The following is an 18,165-nucleotide window of genomic DNA, read 5'->3' on the forward strand; positions in this document are numbered from 1 at the left end:
TCGATCCCGTGGCAAAGTGCCGACCGTTTTCGGAACCGGCCGGTTCCGTCGCGCCAGCCGGCCCGCGGGCCCTCCAACGCTCTTGCGAAGATACCGGCTAGAAGGCGGCGACGCAAAAGAGCTTGCCCAGCGCAGCCTTTGCGACGATCTGATTTATTGTGGTCACGCGCTTGGGCGCGGGTCCATACGCAGCCGGCGACCCGGCGACTGGTCAAGGAGCTCGAACCATGGCGGACGCTCAACCCTTCGATAGCCGGGACGGCGTCATCTGGTTCGACGGCGCGTTCGTGCCCTGGTCCGACGCCAAGGTGCACGTGCTCACGCATGGCCTGCATTACGCCAGCGGCGTGTTCGAAGGCGAGCGCGCCTATGGCGGCGTCATCTTCAAGATGCGGGAGCATAACCAGCGGCTGATCGAATCCGCGCGGCTGCTCGGCTTCGAGATCCCGTTCACGGTCGAGCAGATCGACCGCGCCTGCGTGGAGACGCTGGCGCGGCAGGGCTTCGAGGACGCCTATGTGCGGCCGATCGCCTGGCGCGGCAGCGAGATGATGGGCGTCGCGGCCCAGCAGAACACGATCCACCTCGCGATCGCGGTCTGGCAGTGGCCGAGCTATTTCGACCCGGCCCAGCGCCTGAAGGGCATCCGGGTCGACCTTGCGGAGTGGCGCCGCCCCGACCCGCGCACCGCGCCTTCGCGGGCGAAGGCGACCGGCCTCTACATGATCTGCACCCTGTCGAAGCACGCGGCGGAGCAAAAGGGCTACGCGGACGCCCTGATGCTCGACTGGCGCGGCCAGGTCGCCGAGTGCACGGGCGCGAACGTGTTCTTCGTGAAGGACGGCGCGCTGCACACGCCGACGCCGGACTGCTTCCTGGACGGCATCACCCGGCGCACCGTCATCGATCTCGCCCGCAAGCGCGGCGTCGAGGTGATCGAGCGCGCGATCATGCCGGAGGAGCTGGCAGGCTTCGAGCAGTGCTTCATCTGCGGCACGGCGGCCGAGGTGACGCCCGTGTCCGAGATCGCGCAGTGGCGCTTCACCGTCGGCGACCTCACGAAGGCGCTGATGGAAGACTACGAGGCGACGGTCAGGCCGGCCGCCAAGGCCGAGGTCGCGGCGGCCTGAGAACAGCCTCGCCTGGCCGTTCTCCTGTTCGTCAGGAGACGGCCGGGCGACGGGCGATCAGGCGCGCCAGCCGCGCCTCCAGACTGTCGACGCCGTGGTCGGCCTCGGCTTCCGCGGTGAGCCGCGCGAGGCGATCCGGATCGGCCTCCAGCCAGACCGCCATCAGCACGCCGGCGTCGTGCGCGATCAGCGCGCCGATCCGGGCGAGGATCGCCGCGCTCGGGATCATGGTCGCGAACCAGAGGCCGGGGATCGACTGAAGCCCGCCGTCCTGCATCGGAAGCCGCAGCGCGTGGAGGGCGGCGGCGGTCAGGCCGGCCAGCGCGTACAGCGCCGCGATCGCGATCAGATAGTTGAGGGCCTTGTCGAGGCCGATCACGCTGGCCCCCTTGTGCACGACGCCCCAGGCGAAGCCGCCGGCGGTCAGGGCGCCGATCAGCCCCCAGGAGAGGGAGGCGGCAAGCGTGTAGAGCCCGGCCGTTCCGGGATGTCCGGCGGCCTTGAGCGCCGCCACGCGGGCGCCCGTGGTCTCGGCCGTGAGCCATGAGACCTGAGGCTCGTAATGACCGACGGCCTGCCAGAGATCGCGGCCGACGCCGAAAACGAGGACGCTCACGATCGTCGCGTAAGCGCCGACGATCAGGGCCGTTCCCATACGAAACGAGATGCCTTGGCCCATTGGCGGCGGATCCTGCGCCCGCCCCGCGGGCCGGCAGCGTTAACACTTCGTTACGCTACCAGCATTTTTTACGCGTCCCAAGACGGGACAGCAAAGCGCGGACTATTTTTTCCAGCGGTCCGCGGCTGCGTCGTCGGTCGCCTTGGCCGCGACCCATGAGCGGCCGTCCGCCGTCTCCTCCTGCTTCCAGAACGGAGCGGAGGTCTTGAGGTAGTCCATCAGGAACTCGGCGGCCTCGAAAGCCGCCGCCCGATGCGGCGCCAGCGTGACGACCAGAACGATCGGCTCACCGGCGAGAATCCGGCCGTGACGGTGGATCACCAGCGCGTCGGCGAGGCTCCACCGCGCGCGGGCCTCCGCCTCGATCCGCGAAAGCTCGTCCTCGACCATACCAGGGTAATGCTCGAGAGTCAGCGCGACGAGCTCGGCGCCGGAATCCGTGCGGTCCCGGCAGACGCCCATGAAGGTCACCACTGCGCCGACGTCGGAGCGGCCGTCGGTCAGGCGCGCGACCTCGGCGCCGAGGTCGAACGGCTCCGTCTGCAGCCGGACCGTCATGCCGGGCTCAGCCGCCCGTCATGGGCGGGAAGAAGGCGATCTCGCGCGCGCCCGCGATCGGCGCGTCGGCCCGCGCGTGGCGCTTGTCGATCGCGGCGCGGATCGCGGGTCCAGCCTCGAAGGCGTGCTCATATTCGGGGCCGCGCCCGCGCAGCCACTCGATCAGCTCGGCGACCGTGCTCACGCCGGCCGGCGCCTCGGCCTCCTCCTCGGCGCGGCCGACCCGCTCGCGCACCCAGGCGAAATACAGCAGCTTCATTCCGAAGGCTCCTCCAGGACGTGGCGAAGGCCAGCCCGGAGATAGTCATAGCCGGTGTAGAGCGTAAGGAGCGCCGCCACCCACAGCAGGCCGATGCCGATCTGGGTGTTGCCGGGCAGCACCTTGTCGCCGGCGGGCCCCGCGAGCAGGAAGCCGATCGCGATCAGCTGGGTGGTCGTCTTGTATTTGGCGAGCTGCGTCACCGGTACGCTCGCCCGCAGCTCCGCCAGGAACTCGCGCAGGCCAGAGACCAGCACCTCGCGGCACAGGATCACCATCGCGGCCCAGATCGACCAGCCCGAGATCGTGTTGTTCGCGGCCAGCATCAGCAGGCAGGCCGCGACCAGAAGCTTGTCGGCGATCGAGTCCAGCATGCGCCCGAGCGGCGACTGCTGCTGCCAGGCGCGCGCCAGATAGCCGTCGAGAAAATCGGTGACGGCCGCGATCGCGAAAATGGCGAACGCCGCCCAGCGCAGGGAGTCGCCGCCGACGAACAGGCACGCCGCCACCATCGGCACGGCCGCGATGCGCCCGTAGGTCAGCATGTTCGGCAGGCTCAGCGCGTGCAGCCGGGATGGATTGACGCGCGGACGACGGAGGCCCATCGGTGCGAGATGGCTCTCAGAACTCATGTTTTCGAAGCGAACTCAGGCGCAGGTGACCCGGGACACGACCACGCGGGGCGGCGGGCGTCAACACGCAGATTTGAGGGTCGGGCGGCCGGCGGGATGCGGCCTCAGCCACGGTCGCCGCGCTCGTGGAAGAAGTCGTAGATCACCTTCGCCATCGCTTTGCTGACCCCGGGGGCCTTCTCGAGATCGGCGAGACCGGCCCGCGCCACCGCCTTCGCGGTTCCGAAGTGGCGAAGCAGCGCACGTTTCCGCGTCGGCCCGACGCCCGGCACCTCGTCGAGAGGATTGGCGACGAACTCCTTCGAGCGACGCGCCCGATGGGTCCCGATCGCGAAGCGGTGCGCTTCGTCGCGCAGCCGCTGGACGTAATAGAGGACGGGGTCGCGCGGCGGCAGACGGAACGGCGTCTTGCCTTCCACGAAGAAGGTTTCGCGACCGGCCTCCCGGTCGACGCCCTTGGCGATGCCGACCAGCGGCGCGTCGGCGAGCCCGAGCTCGGCCAGCGTCTCGCGCGCCGCAGTAAGCTGCCCCTGGCCGCCGTCGATCATCACGAGATCGGGCCAGGGAGGCGCGTCCTGCGCCGTGCGACCCTCCGCGTCGCGCGGGGACTCCTTCTGCAGCCGCGCGAACCGCCGCCGCAGCACCTGCCGCATCATCGCGGTGTCGTCGCCCGGCGTGATGTCGTCGGGGCGGATGTTGAACTTGCGGTAGTGGTTCTTCTGGAAGCCCTCGGGCCCGGCCACGATCATCGCGCCGACTGCAGCGGTCCCCATGATGTGGCTGTTGTCGTAGACCTCGATCCGCTGCGGCGGGGAGGGCAGGCCGAACGCCTCGGCGACGCCGGCGAGCAGCTTGGCCTGCGTCGAGGTCTCGGCCAGCCGGCGGCCCAGCGCCTCGCGGGCGTTGGCCAGCGCGCGCGCCACGAGATCGCGCTTTTCCCCGCGGGCGGGGACGGAGACCTCGACCCTGCGACCGGAGCGGATGCTCAGCGCCTCGGCGAGCAGCGCCCGATCCTCGATCTCCTCGCTCAGCAGGACGAGGCGCGGCGGCTCCTCGGCGTCATAGAACTGGGCGACGAACGACCCCAGGACCTCGCGCGGCTCCAGACTGCGGTCCGCCTTGGGGAAGTAGGCCCGCGCGCCCCAGTTCTGATAGGCGCGGAAGAAGAAGGCTTCGACGCAGGTCTGGCCGCCCTCGGCGTGGATCGCGAAGACGTCGGCCTCCTCCACCGTGCGCGGATTGACGCCCTGATGGGACTGGATCGCCGCGAGCGCCGCTAGACGGTCGCGGTAGACGGCCGCGCGCTCGAAGTCGAGCGTCTCGGACGCCTGCTCCATGGCGTGGGCGAGCTCCTGCTTCACCTTGTCGGTCTTCCCGGTGAGGAAATCGCGCGCCTCCTGAACGAGCTCTGCATAGGCCTGCGGCGTGATTTCGCCGGTGCAGGGCGCCGAGCAGCGCTTGATCTGGAACAGCAGGCACGGCCTCGTCCGGCCCTCGAAATAGCTGTCCGAGCAGGAGCGCAGCAGGAAGGCGCGCTCGAGCGCGTTGATCGTCCGTCCGACCGCGCCGGCGGAGGCGAACGGGCCGAAGTAGTCGCCCTTCCGCACCCGGGCGCCGCGGTGCTTGGCGATCTGCGGGGCAGGGTGGTCGGTCGCGATCAGGATGTAGGGGAACGACTTGTCGTCGCGCAGCAGCACGTTGTAGCGCGGCCGCAGGCGCTTGATGAGGTTCGCCTCGAGCAGCAGCGCCTCGGTTTCGGTCTCGGTCGAGACGAACTCCATGGAGCAGGTCTCGGCGATCATCCGCGCGATGCGGGTGTTGTGGCCGATTCCGCGCGCATAATTCGCGACCCGCTTCTTCAGCGAGCGCGCCTTGCCGACGTAGAGCACCTCGCCGGCGCCGTCGAACATGCGGTAGACGCCGGGAGCGTTCGGCAGATGTCGCAACTGTGACCGGATCACCTCGACGCCGCGCCTGAGGTTCTCCGGGGCGGCTTCGAGCTCTCCCGTTTCGGGGGAAGAGAGCTCCAGGTCGTCGATGTCGTCGGCCTCGTCCGCTTCCGCGGGCGGCCTGTCTGGTTCGGTCATGGCGTCAAGGCTGGGGCGGGGCGATCGCGCATTCGCTGCCTCCACATAAGGGCAGGAGAGCGCTTTGGCACGCCCCGTCGGTCCCGGGCGGCGGGCTCCCCCCGCGAGCCTGGCCCCGCAGATCCACTGGAGCGCGGGGCCTGCGAGGCGGGGACGTGGCGCGGAACCGCCGCGCCATGTTGCACTGCGGCCACGGAGGGCAGGCGCCACATTTTGGCCGGTGGGACGCCACATTGCCGCGCGCCAGGGCCCCTATGTGGAGGCCGCTGTCTTGAATCGCGGCCGCCTCGTCACTTCATGGAACTAAGTTGAAGCGACGGGCGTTTGCGGGGCAGGTCTGGGGCTCACGCCTCGACTGGTCGCTCATCAGAGCGTCGGGGAGTTTGGAAATGAGGCGCATTGCAGGGCTGGTCGGCGCGACCATCGCGCTGCTGTCCGGAGGAGCGGCCGTCGCGGCCGACCTCGGCGCGCCCGCGCTTGCGCCCGCAGTCTCCGTGCCGTCGTTCTCGTGGACGGGCCCCTATGTCGGGGTTCAGGCCGGCTATGACTGGTTCAAGGCCGATTCGAAGGTGAACGGCTTCTCGGCGAACTCCAGCCCCAGCGGCGTCACCGTCGGGGGCTATGTCGGCTACAATCATCAACTCGACGGCTCGCCGCTCGTTCTGGGCATCGAGACGGATCTCAGCTTCTCGGACGCCAAGGACAGCGGACGTGGCGGCGGCACGCGGCTGCGGACGGATCTCGGCCTCAACGGCGCCGTGCGCGGCCGGGTCGGATACGCCTTCGAGCGGTTCCTGGTCTATGGCGCGGGCGGTCTCGCCTATGCCGACCGGGACACTAAGGCCCGCGGCCTGGCGAACGGTTCGGATGACACTGTCGCGGTCGGCTGGACGATCGGCGGCGGCGTCGAAGCTGCGCTCAGCGACAACGTCACGGCGCGGGTGGAGTATCGCTATTCAGATTTCGGCACGGACTCGTTCAGCGTGGCCGGGACCCGGATGAAGTCTGATGTTACCGATAATCGAGTTCTTCTTGGGCTCGGTTACAAATTCTCAACGGGTTGGTGACAACCACTTATGAACGTCGACTAAAAGGTCTCGGCCCATTTTTGGACACGTTTCGTCCGGAATGACGTCATGGTTACAGGGGATTTGCTAGCCGGCGTAGGAATTTACAGGTGAATGGTGTGTTGCAGAAGCGTCACTGTTCTCCTGTCTGTGAGACTGGCTCTATGAATGTTCAGGGCCGTGCAGTAGAACTAGCTCAAGTGTCTCAATCGGAGGGATTCAAATGATCCGCCACATCGCCCTCGGCGCAGCGTCTGCCGCCGTTCTTGCCCTTTATGCGCCTGCCGTCATGGCGGCGGATCTTCCGGCGTATGAGCCCGCTCCTGCGGTCATCGCTCCCGCCGGCTTCACCTGGACCGGCCCGTACATCGGCGCCCAGGCCGGCTACAGCTGGGGCGACGCCGCGAAGGCCAGCCCGGACGGCTGGATGGTCGGCGGCTATCTCGGCTACAACTACCAGTTCGACGGCTCGCCGGTCGTGATCGGCATCGAGACCGACATCAACTACGCCGACATCGACGACCGGCGTAGCGCCCGTGGCGGCCGCACCAAGGTCTCCACGAACTGGGCCGGCGCGACCCGCGCCCGCATCGGCTACGCCTTCGACCGCTTCATGGTCTACGGCGCGGGCGGTCTCGCCTACGCCGGCCGCGAGTTCAGCCGCAGCCCGGGCGACAAGGACAAGAAGACCGCTGTCGGCTGGACGATCGGCGGCGGCGTCGAGTACGCCGCGAGCGACAACGTCGCGGTTCGCGCCGAGTATCGTTACAGCGACTACGGCAAGGACACCTTCCGGCTGGCCAACAGCTCGCCGAAGTCGAGCTACAGCGAGCACCGCGTGATGGTCGGCGTCGCCTACAAGTTCGACTCGCCGTTCTGATCTGACATCGCGCCCCTCGGGGCGCCGTGTTCCGGAAAACCCCGCGACGCAAGTCGCGGGGTTTTCTTTGTGTTCGGCTAACCTTCACCAATCGCTAAGGAATGCGCGGTAGCGTCCGGGCGACGTTCGGGACCTTCCCCGGCGTCTCTGCCAGCGTGATGCGTTCCGGATATCCCCCCGTTCCGGCTGTTGAGTACCGAGGTTCACATGTTGCGTAACATCTTCGTCGCGGCGGCCTCCGCCGCCGCCGTGGCCGTCGCGGCGCCGGCCGCCATGGCCGCCGATCTGCCGGCCTACGAGCCCGCTCCCGCCTACGCAGCTCCGGCTCCCGCCTCCAACTGGAGCGGCGCCTATATCGGCGCTCAGGCCGGCTATGGCTGGGGCCGCGCCACCAACAAGCGCGGCGCTCCGAACACCAAGCCGGACGGCGCCGTCCTCGGCGCCTATGCCGGCTATGATCATCAGTTCGACGGCTCGCCGGTCGTGGTCGGCGTCGAGACCGACCTGAACTACAACAACGCCCACGACACCAAGAGCAACGCCGGCGGCCGGATCCGCAACGAGCTGAACTGGTCGGGCGCGACGCGCGCCCGCATCGGCTACGCCATGGACAACGTCATGGTCTACGGCGCCGCGGGCGTCGCCTATGGCGAGCACAAGGTGAAGGCGCGCGTCGGCGCGGCCCGGTCCACCGACGACAAGACGGCGATCGGCTACACGGTCGGCGGCGGCGTCGAGGCGAAGGTCGCCGACAACGTCACCGCGCGCGTCGACTATCGCTACAACGATTACGGCACGGACAGCTTCCAGGTCCCCGGCGGCAAGGTGAAGTCCGACCTGACCGAGAATCGTCTCACCGCAGGCGTCGCCTACAAGTTCAGCTCCTGGTGAGCTGAACCGCTTCTGCGAACGAGCAAGCCCCGTGGCGCAAGCCGCGGGGCTTTTTCGTTTTCGGACGATTAAGGGCTTGTTGATCTTCTGACAGTTCCATTCGGGGGCCGGCCCTTCTTCGGCCGGCGTTCCGACGCCGCGCGGGGATAAGCGCCACCGGACGGTCCATGTCGCTGCTGATCCGCTCAGCGCTGACGGCGTCGCTGCTCTGGACGCCGTCGCAGCTTCAGGCCTGGGAGCGCCTGGAAGCCTCGTCCGCAGGCTCGCCGACCGCGGCGACCTGGCTCAGCCTGCGGGCGCTCGATTCGCTGCTCACCGGCTCGACGCCGGATCTGTCGGTCCCGCGCAGCGCCTTCGACCGAATCGTCGTCGGGTTCGGCGGCGGGTCGAGTCGGGCGGGCGCCGACGCGCGGTTCGCCGACAGCCTGACCGACGGCCGCATCTCTTCCGCGATCGAGGCGCGGATCGGCTACGCGTTCGGCCGGTTCGTCGCCTACGGCGCGGCCGGACTGGCGTCGGCCTCCGCCGAGTTCGCCCGGGGCGGGCAGGGAAGGTCCGCGCTCGCCTGGAGCCTGGGGGGAGGCCTGGAAGCCCAGCTGCCGGGCGGCGTCACGGCGCGGTTGGGGTACCTGTATGTCGATCTCGGCCGGCGGCGCTCGGAGGGGAATGGCGAGGCCAGCCTCGCGCCCGCCGGGGGACAAATGACGGCCGGGCTCAACTATCGGTTCTGAGGCGCCTTCTCCGACCGCCTTCGGGCGGTATCATCAAGTGCGGTCACGACAGAGGAGGCCGCGCGCATGGGCGTGTTCGATTTCATCAAGGACGTAGGCGAAAAGCTGTTCGGGGCGAGCGAGGCTCAGGCCGCCAGCGCCGAGAAGATCAAGGCGGAGATCGAGAAGCACGGGCTCGACGCGAAGGACCTTAAGGTCGACGTGTCGGGCGACACCGTCAAGATCAGCGGCACCGCGGCATCCAACGAGGTGCGCGAGAAGATCATCCTCGCCGCCGGCAACACGCTCGGAACCGCGAAGGTCGAGGAAGCTCTCCAGGTCGAGAAGTCCGAACCGGAGTCGCGCTTCTACACCGTCAAGAAGGGCGACAATCTCTCGAGGATCGCGGAGGCCGAGTACGGCAAGGGTCAGGCGGGGCGCTACAAGGACATCTTCGAGGCCAACAAGCCGATGCTGAAGGACCCCGACAAGATCTATCCCGGCCAGGTCCTCCGCATCCCCGCCTGACGCTCGGCGCGCCTCACCCGGTGGGGCGCGTCTTGTCGAAGGCGGGGGTGGCGGCCTCGAAGGCCTTCAGCCATTCGGCGAGGCGCGGGTGCTGCTCGCGCCAGCCCTCGCCGAAGCGGAAGTCGAGATAGCCGAGCGCGCAGGCCACCGCGATGGTTCCGACATCGTGGCCTGCGCCCGGCAGGTCCGCCTCGAGCGCCGCGAGCGACCGGGCGACCTTGTCGGCCTGCCGCTGGGTCCAGCGTTCGGAGCGCTGTCCCTCGTCCCGGAACCGCACCTCGTAGACCTGCAGCAGGGCGGCGTCGAGAACGCCGTCGGCCAGCGCCTGCGTGCGCAGCGCGCGGAAGCGGGCCGCAGGCTCGGCCGGTATGACCTTGCCGCCGCCGGCGAGGTGGTCGAGATATTCCAGGATCACCCGGCTGTCGAAGAGCGTGCTCCCGTCCTCGAGCTCGAGCGTCGGGATCTTGCCGAGCGGATTGAGGCGGCGGATCGGGTCGTCCTCCGCCACCGTGTCGGTCTGGACGACCTCGATCCTGTCCGACAGGCCGAGGATCGCCGCCGCGATCTTGACCTTGCGACCGTAAGGAGAGGGCGTCGCGGAACGCAGGATGAGCATCGTCATTTCCCGAGCATGAGCGGCGCGGCGCGCGCAGCGGATGGACCGCTTCTAGGCGATCCGCCGCTTCGGGAAAACCTTCGGCGTTGCTGAAGACCGGCCGCGCGCGCGAGCACAGGCGCCGCCGGCGCGGCGCCTGCCGAAGGCCCGCGAGCGCCGTAGGATCGGCTGCGCGCCGATCCTCCGATGGCGCGAATTCAGCCGACGGAGATGTTGACCGCCTTGGGGCCCTTGCCCTTGCGGTCCGGCTCCACTTCGAAGGACACCTGCTGTCCTTCCGAAAGCGTGGTCAGCCCCGACCGCGTCACGGCGGAGACATGCACGAAGATGTCGGACCCGCCGTCGTCCGGCTTGATGAAGCCGTAGCCTTTTTCAGCGTTGAAGAACTTTACCGTTCCGCTCTGAGCCATCGAGCGCCCCCTTGCCAGTCCCCCGGTCCCGCGCCGTCCGCCTATCGGCCACGAGAGCTCCGGCAGGTCGAGACGACGCAATGCGAATGCTGGCAAGTATTCGCCGGCTGCGAGCCGCTAGAGCCTCTATTTGGTAGCGGCATGTTCATTCGGATGGCAAGGCGAAAAAGTGGCGTGTTCCGGAGGCGGACCGCTGCATTCCTAAGCGCCGGCGAGCGTCTCCACGACGGCCGCCGCCCCGGGACCCTGCGCCAGCGCCTGCGCCACCTCCGGAAGGCCGGCGCGGAGATCGGCCTCAAGGGTCCACGGCGGATTGGCGATCAGGAGGCCCGAGCCGGAAAGCACTTTCGGGTCGGAGGGCGCGCGAACGAGCAGTTCGACGCGCAGCAGCTTGGCCGCGCCGCTGGCCCGGATCGCGTCGAGGAACGCGCGCGTGTCCGCCGGGTCCTTGATCGGCCGCCAAAGCGCGTAGACGCCCGTCGGCCAGATCCGCTGCGCGCGCGAGAAGGCGTCCGCCATGCGCCTGAGTTCGCCGGGCTCCTCGAACGGCGGGTCGATCAGCACGAGACCGCGGCGCTCGCGCGGCGGCAGCCAGGCGTTGAGCGCCGTCCAGCCGTCGATCTCCACGACCTTCACGCGCCGGTCGCGGCCCATCGCCTCCGAGAGCGCGGCGCAGTCCTTCGGGTGCTTCTCGCAAAGCCGCAGACGGTCTTCGCGCCGCGCCATGCGGCGCACGATCTCGGGGGAGCCGGGGTAGAGCCGGCCGCCCGGGTGGTCCGCCGCAAGCCCCGCGATGACCTCGCGCCAGGGCGCCAGGAGGGCTTCCGCGGCGTCGCCCAGCCGCCGTCCTTCGAGACGGCCGACGCCGTTGCGCCACTCGCCCGTCCGCTCCGACTGCTCGCCTTCGAGGTCGTAGATCCCGCAGCCGGCGTGGGTGTCGAGATAGCTCCAGGGCGAGGGCTTTGCGTTCAGATGGCGCACGATCAGCGCGAGCACGACGTGCTTCAGCACGTCCGCGAAGTTTCCGGCGTGGAAGGCGTGGCGATAGTTCACGGGACTGCGACGGGCCTCACGCCTCGTCCGCCTCGGGCGGCAGCATGACGACGAAGTCCTTGGCGCAGGGTTCGATCACCGACCACACGCCCGTGAAGCCTGGCTCCAGAACCATCGCGTCGCCGGGTCCAAGCGTGGTCGGCTCGCCGCCGTCGGGCGTGACGACGCAGCGCCCGGAGCGCAGGCGGCACCATTCCCATTCCTCGTAAGCCACCCGCCAGGCGCCCGGGGTGGCCTCCCACACGCCGGCGAACAGCCGGCCGTCCGGCGCCTCGTAATGCACATGGGTGCGGAAGGAAGGCGACCCCTCGATCACGCGATCGGGCCGCGGCGCGCTCTCCTCGGGCGGCTCGGCGGCCGCGCCGAGCCGGTGAAGCCGCATGGCGGCGTCGGGATTGCCGGTCATCCTTCATCTCCGCCAGAGGCCGGCAGGACCACGCGATCGGACCGGCAGGCGCGCCGGTCGACCTCCGCGCAGGGCCTGAAACGCAGATCCTTTGTCATGCAGACGCGCACCTCGTTGAGCAAGCGGCCCCGGCACTGGACGGCGATCATCGACGGGCGCAGCGAGGGATTGGCCGCGACGAACGCCTCTTCCACTGCGGCCGGGGACGTCTCGATCGGGCTGTCCGGCGCGGCGAAGGCCGGCGGCACGCGGACGTGCTCCGCGGCCCTGCGAACCTGCCTGAAATATGAGCTCGGATCGAGACCCGAACAGGTTCCGTGCTTGCGCCATTGATGGCGGATCAGGCCGGGGCTCGGCATCAGGTCGAGCATTCCGTCGACCTGAGCGCGCGTCGGATTGCGGCCCGTGACAGCGCAGAAGCCGGGGAAGCCGCGCTCATATTGCGGCCACAGCCCGTGAACCACGAAGCCGCGGGGCGCCGCCGAGCCGCACTGGACAGGATCGGCGCGCGACCCCTTCGCGGCGCAGTAGCTCGGCGACCAGGACAGCGAAAGCACGTAGAAGTCGAAGTCGCCGGGCCGGTCGGACTGCGCCTGCGCAGCCCCGCAGCTCAGCGCCGCGGCGGCCGCCAGGGCCGCCGTCAGCAGCCTCATGGACGCGCCATCTTGCAGTCCGGCGCGTAGGCGTAGTTCCGGTCGAGCCCGGTCACGCACCAGTCGACGCCCGGGCCGAGGGACAGCCATTGCTGCCCTTCCGCCACGAGCCAGTAAACGTGGCGGCGCACGCCGTCATTCGTGAAGGCCTCGGCGGAGCAGAACCTGCGAGGGATGAACTCGACGCCCCAGCTTCGATAGCCGAGCTCGGCCGGGCGGACGAAACCCGAAAGCGCCAGTCCCGAATGCCAGTACATGCGCTCGCGCTTGGCGAACGCGTCGCGGATCTGGCGATGGACATGCGGGTCGGCGCAGGACGGCAGGCGTCCGGTGTAACCCCGGTAGAAGGAGTCGGACGCGCTTCGAGCCGTCGAGCCGCCGCCGTAGCCGTAATCCGCCGCTGACGCGGCGCCGCCGCTCGCGATGCAGAGCAGGGCTCCCGCGGCAGCCGCAATCAACGCGTTTCTCATCACGAAACCCTCTGGCCGACAGCGCCGACCATCCTTCGGCCGGCCCCGCAAATCAAGCGGAGCGGACGACGGGGGTGGGGATCGCGCCCGCGACCGCTACCTTCAGGCCCGGGCGATGGAAGGGCGTGCGCATGCAGAAGTTCGAGACGGCGCGGGACGCGGCGCTGGCGCTGAGGCCGGACCGGCCGCTTTACGCTTTCAGGCCATCGGTCCTGACCGCGGACGCCGGCTCCTTCCTCTCCGGCTTCCGCGGCCTCACCGCCTATGCGGTCAAGACCAACGGCGAGGATTTCGTGCTCGACGCGCTCGCGCGCGCGGGCGTGTCCGCCTTCGACGTCGCGAGCCCGGCGGAGTTCGCGGCCGCGCGCCGGGCCTCGGGCTCGGCCCGGCTGCTCTACATGCATCCGGTCAAGGCGCAGTCCGACGTCAGGCTGGGCCTCGAGACCTACGGAATCAGGTCGATCGCGGTCGACCATGAGGACGAGATCGCCAAGGTTCTGCGGGTCGTGCGCGCGCAGGACATCCCGCCCGGCGACATCACCGTCTTCGTCCGCCTCGCCACCAAGGGGCATGCGGCTTACGAGCTGTCGAAGAAGTTCGGGGCGACGCCGGCTCACGCGGTCGAACTGCTGCGCCGCATCGACGGCATCGGCTTCCGGGCGGGACTGACCTTCCATGTCGGCAGCCAGGTCGAGGACCTGGCCGCCTATGATCGCGCGGTCGCGACCGCCGCCTGGGTGCGCGGCCGCGCCGGCGTGCCGCTGGCGGAGCTCGACATCGGCGGCGGCTTCCCCGCGCCCTATGGCCATGATCCGAAGCGCCCGGCGCCGCCGCCGCCGGACCTTGGAGGGCTGCTCGCCCGCATCCAGCGCGAGATCGACGACTGGGGCCTCGGCGACCTGCCGCTGGTCGCCGAGCCCGGCCGGGTCATCGTGGCGCGCTGCCTCTCGGTGGTGGTCCGCGTGCTGCTGAAGAAGGGCCAGCGGCTCTACATCAACGACGGCATCTGGAGCTCGCTGTCCGATTCATGGACGGGCAAAATCATGCTGCCCGCGCAACTTATTCCCGATCCGGCGCGGACGCGGGCGAAGCGGAACACCGCCCCGAGGCTCGCGCCGTTCCGCGTGTGCGGGGCGACCTGCGACTCGGTGGACATCCTGACGCGCCCGTTCTGGCTGCCGGACACGGTCGCGACGGGAGACTGGATCGAGATCGGGCACATCGGGGCCTACAGCCTGGCGCTCAGGACCCATTTCAACGGCTTCTACCCGAACGATTTCGTCGAGGTCGCAGCGCCGTTCGAGAGCACCGAGGGGCTCGAGGGCGTCGCCAATGTGGAGCCGCGCGCCGCGATGGCGTGAGGCGCTCAGCGCTCGCCGCGGAACACGATCGGAAAGTTCTCCGCCTTGCCGGAGCCGTCGCACTCTTCCTTGGCCCGGTACTCGATCATCCGGAACGCGGCGCCGACCCACTCCCACGTGCCGACCGTTCCGCAATCGCCGGCCGCGCGTCCCTTGTCGAACGCCGTGAGCTGCCTCTTGTCGGGGTCGTAGGCGACGTTCGAGAGCGTATCGACGCCGGTCCAGCCGATCGACTCGACGAAGGACGCGAACAGCAGCGGCTCGAACCGGTTGGCGGCGCGCGAGGGATCCTCGACGAACAGCACGGATTCGACGTTGTAGGCGCCGGACGTGCAGACGATCGACCACAGCGTGCGCCCTCCGCCGAGGTCGGCCGCGAACGATTCCTCGGCGAGGAAGGAGGGGTTCCCCTCGGTCGTGTCCCAGACGGGGCAGTCCCGGTCCGCCATGGCCTGCTTGAGCGGCGCAGGCGCCGCGTCGCGGGGGACGTCCCTCAGGCGGCCTGACAGCGCCGCCGGGCTCGACCCGCCGATCAGCGCCGTGAGCGCGTCCTGGCGTTCGGCGCGGCCCTGCCGGTTGTCCATCTCGGCGGCCGCGGGTCCGAAGCCGGCGAGCGACAGCTCGACCGCGATCTGGTCGCCGCCTTCGCCGGACACCGATGCGCTCAGCGTCTTGCCGCGCCGCAGGAACGGCAGAAGGCGGCGCGTCGCGCTTTCGGAGAGCCGCAGTTCGATCGCGCCCGGATCCGCGCCGGGGCCGATGCTGAGATCAGAGCCCGAGGCGAGCCGGACAGGCGGCCCGCCGTCAATGGCGAGCGCCAGCCTTGGACGCGGAGGCGTGCGCAGCGCGCCCACGAAGGTCAGGCTGAGCCGGGGCGGCGCGTCCTTTCCCGGCTCGCGGGAAACCGTCAGCCGCACGCTCTGCGCGCCGGAGGCCGGGGCCTCGGTCCGCGCGTGGCAAGCCGGGCCGCTCTTGGCGTCGGCGCACGCGGCGGTCCACGCCTCGAAGCTCGTCTCGGCCCCGAGGGCGGAGCCGGGCAGCAGGATGCTGGCGAGCAGGAGCAGAGGCGATCGCATGGGTCATGGCATCCGGCTGCGAAAGGGCGGGAATCCCCGATCGGTCTGGTGGGGGAAAGCCCAAGTTTAATCACGAAGACGTTATCGCGTCGCGGGGGAGGGGGTCTGAAAAGTCGCAACCGGTGGCCTCCCGCCACAGTTGAACCCCCGGGCGGACTGTGGCGCGGCGACGCGCCGTGAGCATCAGAGGAGAAGAAGATTTGAAGAAGGCCCTCACTTTGGCGTTCGCCGCCACCTTCGGATTCGCAAGCTTCGCGGAAGCGTCCCCACGCACGCAGGGCGACGCTCCGCGACCGGCGCAGTCGCTCGAACAGGTTCGCGCGGACGCGATGGCGCGTCTGGCGGCCGGCGACATCGAGCAGGTCGGCAAGCGCGGGAGGCGCGGCGGCCGCGGTTGGCACGGCGGCGGCGGTCGTGGCTGGCACGGAGGAGGCCGCCGGGGCCATCGCGGTCACTGGAACCGCGGCTGGAACGGCGGCACGAACTACGGCTATCGCCGGAACTGGCGCGGGGGCCGTCATTGGGGAGGGCGACGCCACTGGGGCGGCCGCCGCTACTACTATGGCCACCGTCACCGCCACAGGGATTACGGCTACTGGGGCGCCGGGGTCGCGGGCCTGGCGCTGGGCGCCGCCATCGCAAGCTCGGCCCGGCCGGGCTATCGCGCGGGGCCCGGCTATCGCACCAAGCGCTGGTGCGCGAACCGGTACCGCACCTACGACTGGCGGACCGAGACCTTCATCGGAAACGGCGGCCGTCGTTATCGTTGCCCCTGACGCATCCGACCCGGCCGGCCCGCCGGCCGGGTCTCTTCCTGTCGTCGGAACCTTGCCTGGCGCGGAACGTTGAACGAGAGAACGAAAACAGAACGGAGGCGAGGATGGCGGCCTATGACACACCCGAAAGCCGGACCGACGCGCGCCGCGCGGCGGACCCGGACGCTCCGAAGCCGGGATCGGACGCAAAGACGGTGGACGTAAACCCGAAGACCGCGCCGGACCCGGCGAGCAACACCGAAAAGGATCCCGCGGACTGGGTCTCGGGCGACGAGCCGATGACGGGGGCGCAGGCGTCATATCTCAAGACGCTCTCGGAGGAGACCGGAGCTGCGGCGTTCAGGCCGGACCTCACGAAGGCGGAGGCGTCCATGGTGATCGACGAGTTGAAGACCGCGCGGAACCAGAAACGCTGAAGCGGCCGGTCCGCTTGTGAGGTTCGTGTTCCGCTTCGCCGCCGGTCTATAGTTCCGGCCCACGAAATTGCGCGACGCGGCATGGCGAAGACGAAGATCATCCCGGTCATCTTGTGCGGCGGATCCGGGATGAGGCTGTGGCCCTCGTCCCGCGAGAGCTACCCCAAGCAGTTCCTCCCGCTCGCCGGCGACAACACGCTGTTGCAGGACGCCGCGTTGCGGGTGAACGACCCGGACCGCTTCGAGCAGCCGATCGTGGTGGCGAACCACGAGCACCGGTTCATCGCCGCGGAGCAACTGGGCCAGATCGGCGTCGCCGCGCTTCTGGCGCTGGAGCCGGTCCGGCGCGATTCCGCGGCGGCGATCGGAGCGGCTGCGGCGCTTGCGCTGAAGCGCGACCCTGAGGCGGTCGTGCTGGTCCTCGCCTCCGACCATGTGATCGCCGACACGGCAGGGTTTCTGGCGGCGGTCGACCGCGGCCTGCCGGCGGCGCTCGCCGGCCGGATCGTGACGTTCGGGGTCCGGCCCAGCACGGCGACGTCCAGGTACGGCTATATCCGCGTCGGAGCCCCGCTCGAGGATGGCGGGGACGTGATGGGGGTGGAAGCCTTCGTCGAGAAACCGGACCGGGCGGCGGCGGAGCGGTTGATCGCCGAGGGCTGCGTCTGGAACTCGGGCAACTTCCTCGCCCGGGCCGAGACCCTGCTGTCGGAGCTCGACAGGCTGGCGCCCGGGATCGCCGGGCCCGCCGTGGCGGCGGTCGAACGGGCGAGCCGGGACCTCGATTTCCTCAGGCTCGACGCCGAGAGCTTCGCCGCGGCCGACAAGGGCTCCATCGACTACGCCGTCATGGAGCGCACGCCGCTCGCCGCCGTGGCGCCGGCCGAGTTCGGGTGGTCCGACGTCGGCGGCTGGTCGGCGCTGTGGGACATCGCGGAGCGGGACGCCGCCGGCAACGCCCTGATCGGCCCGACTGCGGCGGCCGACAGCCGGAACTGCTACGTCCGCTCGGAGAAGCACTTCACCGCGCTGGTCGGCGTCGACGACCTCGTCGTGGTCTCGACCGGCGACGCGGTTCTGGTGACGACGCGCGAACGCTCCGACGAGGTGAAGGACCTGGTCGCCCGGCTCGCGGCGGAAGGCGAGGGCACGGCGACCCAGGCCGCGCTGGTTCATCGGCCCTGGGGGTCGTATCAGGTCATCGATCAGGGCGGCCGCTTCCAGGTGAAGCGGATCACCGTGAAGGCCGGCCGGAAGCTGTCCCTGCAGAGCCACGCGCACCGCGCCGAACACTGGGTGGTGGTGCGGGGCGAGGCGCGCGTGACGATCGATGACCAGATCAGGCTCGTTCAGGAGAACGAGTCCGTCTACATCCCGCTTGGCGCGCGCCACCGCCTGGAGAACGCCGGCGAGCAGCCGCTCGACCTGATCGAGGTGCAGTCCGGCGCCTATCTGGGCGAGGACGACATCGTCCGCTACGAGGACGACTATCGCCGCCTCTGACGGT

22 protein-coding genes are annotated in these 18,165 nt (G+C 69.6%); 10 read left to right on the forward strand and 12 right to left on the reverse strand.

The window, feature by feature from the left end:
* Positions 1-227: 227 nt before the first annotated feature.
* On the forward strand, positions 228-1,130 hold the full coding sequence (locus GGR24_RS01000; RefSeq protein ID WP_183393431.1) for a branched-chain amino acid aminotransferase: 903 nt from the start codon (positions 228-230) through the stop codon (positions 1,128-1,130).
* A gap of 31 nt (positions 1,131-1,161) precedes the next feature.
* Here GGR24_RS01000 and GGR24_RS01005 read toward each other — a convergent pair whose 3' ends face one another.
* The 5 genes from GGR24_RS01005 to uvrC all read right to left on the reverse strand — a co-directional run bounded on the left by GGR24_RS01005 (position 1,162) and on the right by uvrC (position 5,345).
* Positions 1,162-1,809, reverse strand: a complete 648-nt coding sequence (locus GGR24_RS01005; RefSeq protein WP_183393432.1) for a hypothetical protein — start codon at positions 1,807-1,809, stop codon at positions 1,162-1,164.
* Between the two features lie 102 nt (positions 1,810-1,911).
* Entirely contained in the window at positions 1,912-2,367 is a 456-nt protein-coding gene (locus GGR24_RS01010; protein WP_183393433.1) for a molybdenum cofactor biosynthesis protein MoaE, read from the reverse strand.
* A gap of 7 nt (positions 2,368-2,374) precedes the next feature.
* Entirely contained in the window at positions 2,375-2,626 is a 252-nt protein-coding gene (moaD, locus tag GGR24_RS01015; protein WP_183393434.1) for a molybdopterin converting factor subunit 1, read from the reverse strand.
* A complete protein-coding gene (pgsA, locus tag GGR24_RS01020; protein WP_246397894.1) occupies positions 2,623-3,231 on the reverse strand; it encodes a CDP-diacylglycerol--glycerol-3-phosphate 3-phosphatidyltransferase in 609 nt (202 codons plus the stop codon). Before pgsA ends, moaD begins: the two co-directional genes overlap by 4 nt.
* Positions 3,232-3,362: 131 nt before the next feature.
* Positions 3,363-5,345 carry an excinuclease ABC subunit UvrC gene (gene uvrC, locus GGR24_RS01025; RefSeq protein WP_183393436.1) on the reverse strand — a complete coding sequence of 661 codons (1,983 nt, stop codon included), beginning with the start codon at positions 5,343-5,345 and terminating at the stop codon, positions 3,363-3,365.
* 389 nt (positions 5,346-5,734) lie between these two features.
* On the opposite strand from uvrC, the gene GGR24_RS01030 reads away from it, so the two are divergent.
* From GGR24_RS01030 to lysM, 5 genes are all read left to right on the forward strand, one after another.
* Positions 5,735-6,412 carry an outer membrane protein gene (locus GGR24_RS01030; RefSeq protein WP_183393437.1) on the forward strand — a complete coding sequence of 226 codons (678 nt, stop codon included), beginning with the start codon at positions 5,735-5,737 and terminating at the stop codon, positions 6,410-6,412.
* A gap of 223 nt (positions 6,413-6,635) precedes the next feature.
* The gene (locus GGR24_RS01035; RefSeq protein WP_183393438.1) at positions 6,636-7,292 is read left to right on the forward strand and encodes an outer membrane protein; all 657 of its coding nucleotides are present in this window, start codon (positions 6,636-6,638) and stop codon (positions 7,290-7,292) included.
* Between the two features lie 207 nt (positions 7,293-7,499).
* Entirely contained in the window at positions 7,500-8,183 is a 684-nt protein-coding gene (locus GGR24_RS01040) for an outer membrane protein (protein WP_183393439.1), read from the forward strand.
* A 167-nt stretch (positions 8,184-8,350) separates the two neighbouring features.
* Positions 8,351-8,914, forward strand: coding sequence for an outer membrane protein (locus GGR24_RS01045; protein ID WP_183393440.1), 564 nt, complete (start codon positions 8,351-8,353; stop codon positions 8,912-8,914).
* A gap of 66 nt (positions 8,915-8,980) precedes the next feature.
* Entirely contained in the window at positions 8,981-9,421 is a 441-nt protein-coding gene (gene lysM / locus GGR24_RS01050) for a peptidoglycan-binding protein LysM (protein WP_183393441.1), read from the forward strand.
* Positions 9,422-9,434: 13 nt separating this feature from the next.
* Here lysM and GGR24_RS01055 read toward each other — a convergent pair whose 3' ends face one another.
* The 6 genes from GGR24_RS01055 to GGR24_RS01080 form a co-directional block, all read right to left on the reverse strand.
* Complete coding sequence (locus tag GGR24_RS01055) at positions 9,435-10,037, reverse strand: glutathione S-transferase family protein (RefSeq protein WP_183394424.1); 603 nt, start codon at positions 10,035-10,037, stop codon at positions 9,435-9,437.
* 197 nt (positions 10,038-10,234) lie between these two features.
* On the reverse strand, positions 10,235-10,447 hold the full coding sequence (locus GGR24_RS01060; protein WP_183393442.1) for a cold-shock protein: 213 nt from the start codon (positions 10,445-10,447) through the stop codon (positions 10,235-10,237).
* Between the two features lie 201 nt (positions 10,448-10,648).
* Positions 10,649-11,500, reverse strand: coding sequence for a 23S rRNA (adenine(2030)-N(6))-methyltransferase RlmJ (locus tag GGR24_RS01065; protein ID WP_183393443.1), 852 nt, complete (start codon positions 11,498-11,500; stop codon positions 10,649-10,651).
* A gap of 16 nt (positions 11,501-11,516) precedes the next feature.
* The gene (locus GGR24_RS01070) at positions 11,517-11,906 is read right to left on the reverse strand and encodes a cupin domain-containing protein (RefSeq protein WP_183393444.1); all 390 of its coding nucleotides are present in this window, start codon (positions 11,904-11,906) and stop codon (positions 11,517-11,519) included.
* Positions 11,903-12,559 (reverse strand): ribonuclease T2 family protein, encoded by a 657-nt coding sequence (locus GGR24_RS01075; protein ID WP_183393445.1) that lies wholly within the window; start codon positions 12,557-12,559, stop codon positions 11,903-11,905. Before GGR24_RS01075 ends, GGR24_RS01070 begins: the two co-directional genes overlap by 4 nt.
* Positions 12,556-13,029 carry a hypothetical protein gene (locus GGR24_RS01080; RefSeq protein ID WP_183393446.1) on the reverse strand — a complete coding sequence of 158 codons (474 nt, stop codon included), beginning with the start codon at positions 13,027-13,029 and terminating at the stop codon, positions 12,556-12,558. Before GGR24_RS01080 ends, GGR24_RS01075 begins: the two co-directional genes overlap by 4 nt.
* Positions 13,030-13,160: 131 nt before the next feature.
* Between GGR24_RS01080 and GGR24_RS01085 the strand changes: the two genes are divergently transcribed.
* On the forward strand, positions 13,161-14,390 hold the full coding sequence (locus GGR24_RS01085) for a type III PLP-dependent enzyme domain-containing protein (protein WP_183393447.1): 1,230 nt from the start codon (positions 13,161-13,163) through the stop codon (positions 14,388-14,390).
* A 5-nt stretch (positions 14,391-14,395) separates the two neighbouring features.
* Here the strand turns inward: GGR24_RS01085 and GGR24_RS01090 are convergent, their stop codons facing one another.
* Positions 14,396-15,466: a DUF1176 domain-containing protein gene (locus tag GGR24_RS01090; protein ID WP_183393448.1), complete on the reverse strand. Its 1,071-nt coding sequence runs from the start codon at positions 15,464-15,466 to the stop codon at positions 14,396-14,398.
* A gap of 200 nt (positions 15,467-15,666) precedes the next feature.
* Between GGR24_RS01090 and GGR24_RS01095 the strand changes: the two genes are divergently transcribed.
* The 3 genes from GGR24_RS01095 to GGR24_RS01105 all read left to right on the forward strand — a co-directional run bounded on the left by GGR24_RS01095 (position 15,667) and on the right by GGR24_RS01105 (position 18,161).
* Positions 15,667-16,242: a BA14K family protein gene (locus tag GGR24_RS01095; RefSeq protein ID WP_183393449.1), complete on the forward strand. Its 576-nt coding sequence runs from the start codon at positions 15,667-15,669 to the stop codon at positions 16,240-16,242.
* A 194-nt stretch (positions 16,243-16,436) separates the two neighbouring features.
* Positions 16,437-16,658 (forward strand): DUF3072 domain-containing protein, encoded by a 222-nt coding sequence (locus GGR24_RS01100; RefSeq protein ID WP_428978216.1) that lies wholly within the window; start codon positions 16,437-16,439, stop codon positions 16,656-16,658.
* 81 nt (positions 16,659-16,739) lie between these two features.
* Positions 16,740-18,161, forward strand: coding sequence for a mannose-1-phosphate guanylyltransferase/mannose-6-phosphate isomerase (locus GGR24_RS01105; RefSeq protein ID WP_183393451.1), 1,422 nt, complete (start codon positions 16,740-16,742; stop codon positions 18,159-18,161).
* The last annotated feature ends 4 nt before the right edge of the window (positions 18,162-18,165 follow it).

It is taken from the genome of Hansschlegelia beijingensis, assembly GCF_014196425.1.
In the GTDB taxonomy this organism is placed as follows: domain Bacteria; phylum Pseudomonadota; class Alphaproteobacteria; order Rhizobiales; family Methylopilaceae; genus Methylopila; species Methylopila beijingensis.

Bases quoted from the DNA above. Each gene is read 5' to 3' on its own strand.
- GGR24_RS01105 (WP_183393451.1), top strand. From the start codon at position 16,740: ATGGCGAAGACGAAGATCATCCCGGTCATCTTGTGCGGCGGATCCGGG.
- GGR24_RS01055 (WP_183394424.1), bottom strand. From the start codon at position 10,037: ATGCTCATCCTGCGTTCCGCGACGCCCTCTCCTTACGGTCGCAAGGTC.
- GGR24_RS01035 (WP_183393438.1), top strand. From the start codon at position 6,636: ATGATCCGCCACATCGCCCTCGGCGCAGCGTCTGCCGCCGTTCTTGCC.
- pgsA (WP_246397894.1), bottom strand. From the start codon at position 3,231: ATGGGCCTCCGTCGTCCGCGCGTCAATCCATCCCGGCTGCACGCGCTG.
- GGR24_RS01060 (WP_183393442.1), bottom strand. From the start codon at position 10,447: ATGGCTCAGAGCGGAACGGTAAAGTTCTTCAACGCTGAAAAAGGCTAC.
- GGR24_RS01010 (WP_183393433.1), bottom strand. From the start codon at position 2,367: ATGACGGTCCGGCTGCAGACGGAGCCGTTCGACCTCGGCGCCGAGGTC.
- GGR24_RS01040 (WP_183393439.1), top strand. From the start codon at position 7,500: ATGTTGCGTAACATCTTCGTCGCGGCGGCCTCCGCCGCCGCCGTGGCC.
- GGR24_RS01080 (WP_183393446.1), bottom strand. From the start codon at position 13,029: ATGAGAAACGCGTTGATTGCGGCTGCCGCGGGAGCCCTGCTCTGCATC.
- GGR24_RS01075 (WP_183393445.1), bottom strand. From the start codon at position 12,559: ATGAGGCTGCTGACGGCGGCCCTGGCGGCCGCCGCGGCGCTGAGCTGC.
- GGR24_RS01090 (WP_183393448.1), bottom strand. From the start codon at position 15,466: ATGCGATCGCCTCTGCTCCTGCTCGCCAGCATCCTGCTGCCCGGCTCC.
- GGR24_RS01045 (WP_183393440.1), top strand. From the start codon at position 8,351: ATGTCGCTGCTGATCCGCTCAGCGCTGACGGCGTCGCTGCTCTGGACG.
- GGR24_RS01085 (WP_183393447.1), top strand. From the start codon at position 13,161: ATGCAGAAGTTCGAGACGGCGCGGGACGCGGCGCTGGCGCTGAGGCCG.
- GGR24_RS01000 (WP_183393431.1), top strand. From the start codon at position 228: ATGGCGGACGCTCAACCCTTCGATAGCCGGGACGGCGTCATCTGGTTC.
- GGR24_RS01030 (WP_183393437.1), top strand. From the start codon at position 5,735: ATGAGGCGCATTGCAGGGCTGGTCGGCGCGACCATCGCGCTGCTGTCC.
- lysM (WP_183393441.1), top strand. From the start codon at position 8,981: ATGGGCGTGTTCGATTTCATCAAGGACGTAGGCGAAAAGCTGTTCGGG.
- GGR24_RS01070 (WP_183393444.1), bottom strand. From the start codon at position 11,906: ATGACCGGCAATCCCGACGCCGCCATGCGGCTTCACCGGCTCGGCGCG.
- uvrC (WP_183393436.1), bottom strand. From the start codon at position 5,345: ATGACCGAACCAGACAGGCCGCCCGCGGAAGCGGACGAGGCCGACGAC.
- moaD (WP_183393434.1), bottom strand. From the start codon at position 2,626: ATGAAGCTGCTGTATTTCGCCTGGGTGCGCGAGCGGGTCGGCCGCGCC.
- GGR24_RS01005 (WP_183393432.1), bottom strand. From the start codon at position 1,809: ATGGGCCAAGGCATCTCGTTTCGTATGGGAACGGCCCTGATCGTCGGC.